The sequence below is a fragment of the Candidatus Hydrogenedentota bacterium genome (assembly GCA_019695095.1).
GTDB lineage: Bacteria > Hydrogenedentota > Hydrogenedentia > Hydrogenedentales > SLHB01 > JAIBAQ01.
The window spans coordinates 1-4,874 of the sequence record JAIBAQ010000305.1; the positions used below are offsets into that span (position 1 = coordinate 1).

At 55.7% G+C, this 4,874-nt stretch carries 4 protein-coding genes; 3 read left to right on the plus strand and 1 reads right to left on the minus strand.

Annotated features, from left to right (window positions below):
• On the plus strand, positions 1 to 374 hold a 374-nt coding region (locus tag K1Y02_25320; GenBank protein ID MBX7259701.1), incomplete at its 5' end, for a hypothetical protein.
• 262 nt (positions 375 to 636) lie between these two features.
• Here the strand turns inward: K1Y02_25320 and K1Y02_25325 are convergent.
• Entirely contained in the window at positions 637 to 1,500 is an 864-nt protein-coding gene (locus K1Y02_25325; protein ID MBX7259702.1) for a DUF1559 domain-containing protein, read from the minus strand.
• Between the two features lie 580 nt (positions 1,501 to 2,080).
• On the opposite strand from K1Y02_25325, the gene K1Y02_25330 reads away from it, so the two are divergent.
• Positions 2,081 to 2,509, plus strand: coding sequence for a hotdog fold thioesterase (locus K1Y02_25330; protein MBX7259703.1), 429 nt, complete (start codon positions 2,081 to 2,083; stop codon positions 2,507 to 2,509).
• Positions 2,510 to 2,690: 181 nt separating this feature from the next.
• The gene (locus K1Y02_25335; GenBank protein MBX7259704.1) at positions 2,691 to 4,865 is read left to right on the plus strand and encodes an aminotransferase class I/II-fold pyridoxal phosphate-dependent enzyme; all 2,175 of its coding nucleotides are present in this window, start codon (positions 2,691 to 2,693) and stop codon (positions 4,863 to 4,865) included.
• The last annotated feature ends 9 nt before the right edge of the window (positions 4,866 to 4,874 follow it).

Consider the following 4,874-nt stretch of genomic DNA (forward strand, 5'->3'; position numbering starts at 1 on the left):
AGACGGTTGCGAACGATACCGTTGCGTCACGGTCCGATGATCCGCCAAAACCGTCGGTTAGGCAGAAAGAATCGAACGATTCCGAGACTAGGCCCCTCGATGGAGAGGAGGCCAAGAGCCTCTCTGAAGAGGTCAACCTCAGCGCACTGCCCACCCTCAGCGAATCGGAACGTCTCCGCCTGGATTTGCCCAAGCTCAAGATCAACATGGTGGGTCTCTCCACAAAACGCCAGCCGCATCCCTCGGCCCTTATCAACCTCAACAAAGTCTATGTTGGCGAGAACATCCCCAACACCGACGCTCGCCTTATCGCCGTCGAACTTCGCGGCGTCGGCATCGAGATCAACGGACGCAGATATTTCCTGCCCAAGTGAACCGGGTTCCGCATTCGGTTTGCGTACCACTCGGAGTCTTCGAGCATCGAACATCCGGCCCGTGCACACGAATGGAGCGAAGCGCCCACCTTGCGGCAGGCGCCCTCAATGACGTTCTGAACCTGGTGCTTCCAGCCGATTGATCTACATCAGGCCGTCAATTCGCGCGAGTTGAATCTTGCAGAAAACAATGCGAGCGCCCTGCTCTCTGAAGGCGCTCGCATTTGATTATGCTCTGATTGACTCTCTTGGACTAATAGAATTAGGAGGCGTTGGCTGCGATGCGAGCCATTTCCTCAGTTACAGGGAAACTGTCACTGGGGTACTTGGTGTAGCTCACATGTCCGTCCATGTACAAGACATTTGACCCTCCCGGGATATGGTTAAAGTCGCGCGTAGTAGCGCTAAGTACGTCCCACTCCACAGGCAGCTCAGATTGAGCCTTTGCGGAGGCCGCAGGATTATTGATATCGGAAATGTAGAAACGCTCAATGCCTTCACGAAGGCGATAAACCGTCACTTCTCCAAGTGTCGGATGATCCACAACCAAATCCGAATCAGGTTCGGTAAAGACTGGCACTAATGCTCCAGAAGGAAACGCCGTAAGCGCAGAGCTGTCCCAGGTGGGTGCTTGGAATCCTGGCCAATTCTGAAGCAGGGAATTGCTAAATACAGCGAAGCCAATGTATGTATACGACGCATCGCCCTGAGCCGCCCACTTTCCTGAACCGTCAGGCAGAACATCTAGTTCTCCTGTGGTGTCATTTACCCAGTTACCATCGGTGTTTGGTTCCAGCGGCGACAGACCTTCCGGGTCTGATGGGCAAATCGTTACCTTTGCGTCAGTCAGGTACTCTGGATAGATAGACTTGGGTTCCGGCATCCAACAAATCTCGCCAGCAGAAGACAACGAGACTTTCGGCGGGAACTTCTCGCCCTTGGATTCATTTGAATACATCTTATACACCAACCCCAACTGCTTGAGATTGTTCTGGCATGACGCCCTGCGGGCTGCTTCGCGTGCACGTGCCAATGCGGGAAGAAGGATGGCGGCAAGAATGCCTATGATGGCGATAACTACAAGCAACTCGATCAAGGTAAAACCTCTACTGCCTCGCTTCGACATACAGAATCTCCTTTATGTCACCTGACTCCATTACCGGTTCGACATATCGCAAAGCAATGCTCCGACGGAACACCCGACGAAGCTGAATCCCTATCCGCTTCTTGCGCGAAGCCCCGTCAACACCAGGCTCCTGTTTGAACGTCTCATACACAGAGCGTCGCAAAAAGCGATTCAAGAATTCATTTGCCGTAACCGCACCAGGACCTCCGCACCCCCGAGCCCACACAAACCCGCAATGCTTGGCCGATCCACCCATACCAACATCGAACCAGGCAATCCGCTTTACGGAGATTCACTTTCTTGCTTGCTATAATGAGTATAACAGAGAGCGTCTCCACGTCAATACGCAAGTTTGCATCGCGCCAACTGTACTGGCTTTCTGGACACTTCGTGTGCTCTCGCCATTCAACGGCAAATACAATTACATTGGTGCGCGTGAATTGCCTTGTCGCTGAAGCTCCCCAGCAATCGACGCGTTGACACTGCCCATACTCCACGGCAGAATACTGGCACGCTTCACTGAAAGGTATTTAGCGGGCGCCTGGGTCGCATGCTTTACCGTCGCCTTGAAAGGAAGGAAATGCCCATTTGGTCTCGCGAATTCACTCTTGAGGTTCTGAACGGATTCTCCGAAGGCACCATCCTGGAGCATCTGGAGATCGTCTTCACTGAGATAGGTCCGGACTTCGTTAAGGCCACCATGCCGGTGCACGAGAAGACCTTCCAAATCGCGGGACTCTTGCACGGCGGCGCATCGGTCGTGCTCGCGGAAACTCTGGGCAGCGTGGCCTCGTACATGTGCATCGATCAGGAACATTTCACATGCGTGGGCATCGAAGTCAATGCGAATCATGTCCGATCGGTGAATTCAGGACTTGTGACCGGCATTGCCCGTCCGCTTCACCTGGGCCGTTCGACCCACGTGTGGGAAACCAAGATCTTCGACGACCGCGAGAAACTCATCTCCGTAGGAAGACTCACGGTCGCGGTAATTCCAATCAAAGGCTGAAGCGAAACCTCAAGTGCAAGAACGCAGTCCGCAAGAGCGTCGCCGTCCTCGAAGCCCGAAATCTCGATAAGCCAGATACATATCTTCCTATTTAATCCAAAATCCAAAATCTAAAATCCAAAATCCTCTGCGCACTTGCTATACTCCGTTCTTCATCGAACAACCGACGGGAGTCATCTGAATGCGGGTACTGGTAACGGGCGGCGCGGGCTATCTGGGCAGCCATTTGGTCAAGATTCTTATCGATCGCGGTCACCATGTCCGGGTGTTCGACCGGTTTTGCTTCGGCGATCGCGACCCGGCGGAACTGGGACCGCCCGCGAAGTGCGAAGTCATCAAAGGCGACATCCGCCGCGTGAACGATTACCGGCATATCTTTGAGGGCGTCGAAGGCATTGTCCATCTGGCGGGCCTCGCGAACGATCCCTCTTGCGATCTCGATCCCGAAATGGCGCTCGACGTGAATCTCGAGAGCACGCGCAGTCTCGCTGCACTCGCCGTTGAGCACGGCGTACGGCGCTTCGTACTTGCGTCCTCGTGCAGCGTGTACGGCAAAGGGGTCTTCGACACGCTCGACGAGGAGAGTCCAACCAATCCTGTTTCGGTATACGCGGAGAGCAAGCTCGAATCCGAACGGGCGCTCATAGCCCTGAAGAGTCCTGCTTTTGAGCCGGTGTTCGCCCGTCCGGCTACTCTGTTCGGTTGGTCGCCGCGCATGCGCTTCGATCTTGCCATCAACCTCATGGTTGCCACGGCGTCACGCAAGAAATGCATCAGCGTGTTCGGCGGCGGCAACCAGTGGCGTCCGTTTGTACACGTACGCGACGCCGCTCGTGCCTTCGCGATGCTGCTGGAAGCCCCTGCGTCGAAGGTCAGCGGCGAAGTATTCAATCTCGGGTCTGACGGCAACAACTACCGCATCATCGACCTAGCCAAGCTGATCATCGGCATGTTCGACGATGTCAATCTGGACATTGTTAACGATGACGAAGACCAGCGGACCTACAATGTGCAGTTCGGCAAGATTCGCCGGGTTATCGGTTTCGAGAGTGAAATTTCCGTGGAAGACGGGGCGCGCGAGATCCGCACTTGGCTCGAAGACCTCTCCATCGATCCGTTCGATACAATCTACTTTAACGTTCGTCGGATGAAAGAACTCCTCGGCATCCCTGTTTCGGAAGGTGGTGAACCCGTCACGGCGCGTTTCATCCCTTTGTCTCCGCCGTCCATCGGTTCCGAGGAAGAGGCAGCGGTCATCAATGTGCTTCGCAGCGGCTGGCTCACTACCGGCGCCAAAGTGACTGAATTCGAGAAGGCCTTCGCGCAGACTGTCGGCGCGCCCCATGCCGTGGCCGTGTCTTCGTGTACCGCCGCACTTCATCTCTGCCTGATACGCGCGGGTGTGGGTCCGGGAGACGAAGTCATCACGTCGCCGCTAACGTGGGTTTCCACGGCAAACACGATCGTCAATATGGGTGCGAAGCTCGTCCTGGCAGATATCGATCCGCGCACGTTGAATGTCGATCCTGCCGCGATCGAACGAGCCATCACCAAGCGCACCAAGGCAATCATGCCTGTCCATTTGGCTGGACAACCCTGTGACATGGACGCGCTCTATGCCCTCGGACAGAAGCATGGCATCCCCATCGTCGAAGATGCCGCGCACGCCTTGGGCGCGTCGTACAATGGGACGCCGATCGGAAACAGCACGGGGCCCGCATGCTTCAGCTTCTACCCCGTCAAGAACATCACAACCATCGAAGGCGGCATCATTTCATTGCGCTCCGAAGAGGAAGCTCACGCCTTGCGCTTGTTGGCTCACAACGGCCTCAGCACGCTCGCATGGAATCGCTACGGCAAGGAAGCGCCACCGGCAGCTCCCGAAGTCGTTCAGCCGGGCTTCAAATACAACATGACCAACGTTAGCGCCGCCATCGGACTGGAGCAACTCAAGAAGCTCTCCGGTTTCATTGCTGCCCGCAGACGACTCGCCCGTATGTATCAATCGGTGCTGGCGGATATAGAAGAATTGGAATTGCCCGCGGTACTGCCCAATGTCGAGCACGCATGGCACCTCATGATCGTGAGATTGCGCCTCGACCTGCTGAAGAAAACACGCGATGAAATCGCGCACGCCCTGCGCCAGGAGAATGTGGGGACGGGTGTCCACTTCGTCGCGGTCCACAAGCACGCATTTTACCGTGAGACGCTTAAACTCGATGCTTCCGCTTTGCCCCACGCATCCGCCGCATCCGACGCCGTCCTCTCGCTGCCTTTACACCCGCAATTGACGGACAAACATCTTGCGGAAGTCATCGATGCGTTAAAGAAAGTCTTGCGATACGCCCGACGCTAACGTGTGGCA

Bases quoted from the DNA above. Each gene is read 5' to 3' on its own strand.
- K1Y02_25325 (MBX7259702.1), bottom strand. From the start codon at position 1,500: ATGTCGAAGCGAGGCAGTAGAGGTTTTACCTTGATCGAGTTGCTTGTA.
- K1Y02_25335 (MBX7259704.1), top strand. From the start codon at position 2,691: ATGCGGGTACTGGTAACGGGCGGCGCGGGCTATCTGGGCAGCCATTTG.
- K1Y02_25330 (MBX7259703.1), top strand. From the start codon at position 2,081: ATGCCCATTTGGTCTCGCGAATTCACTCTTGAGGTTCTGAACGGATTC.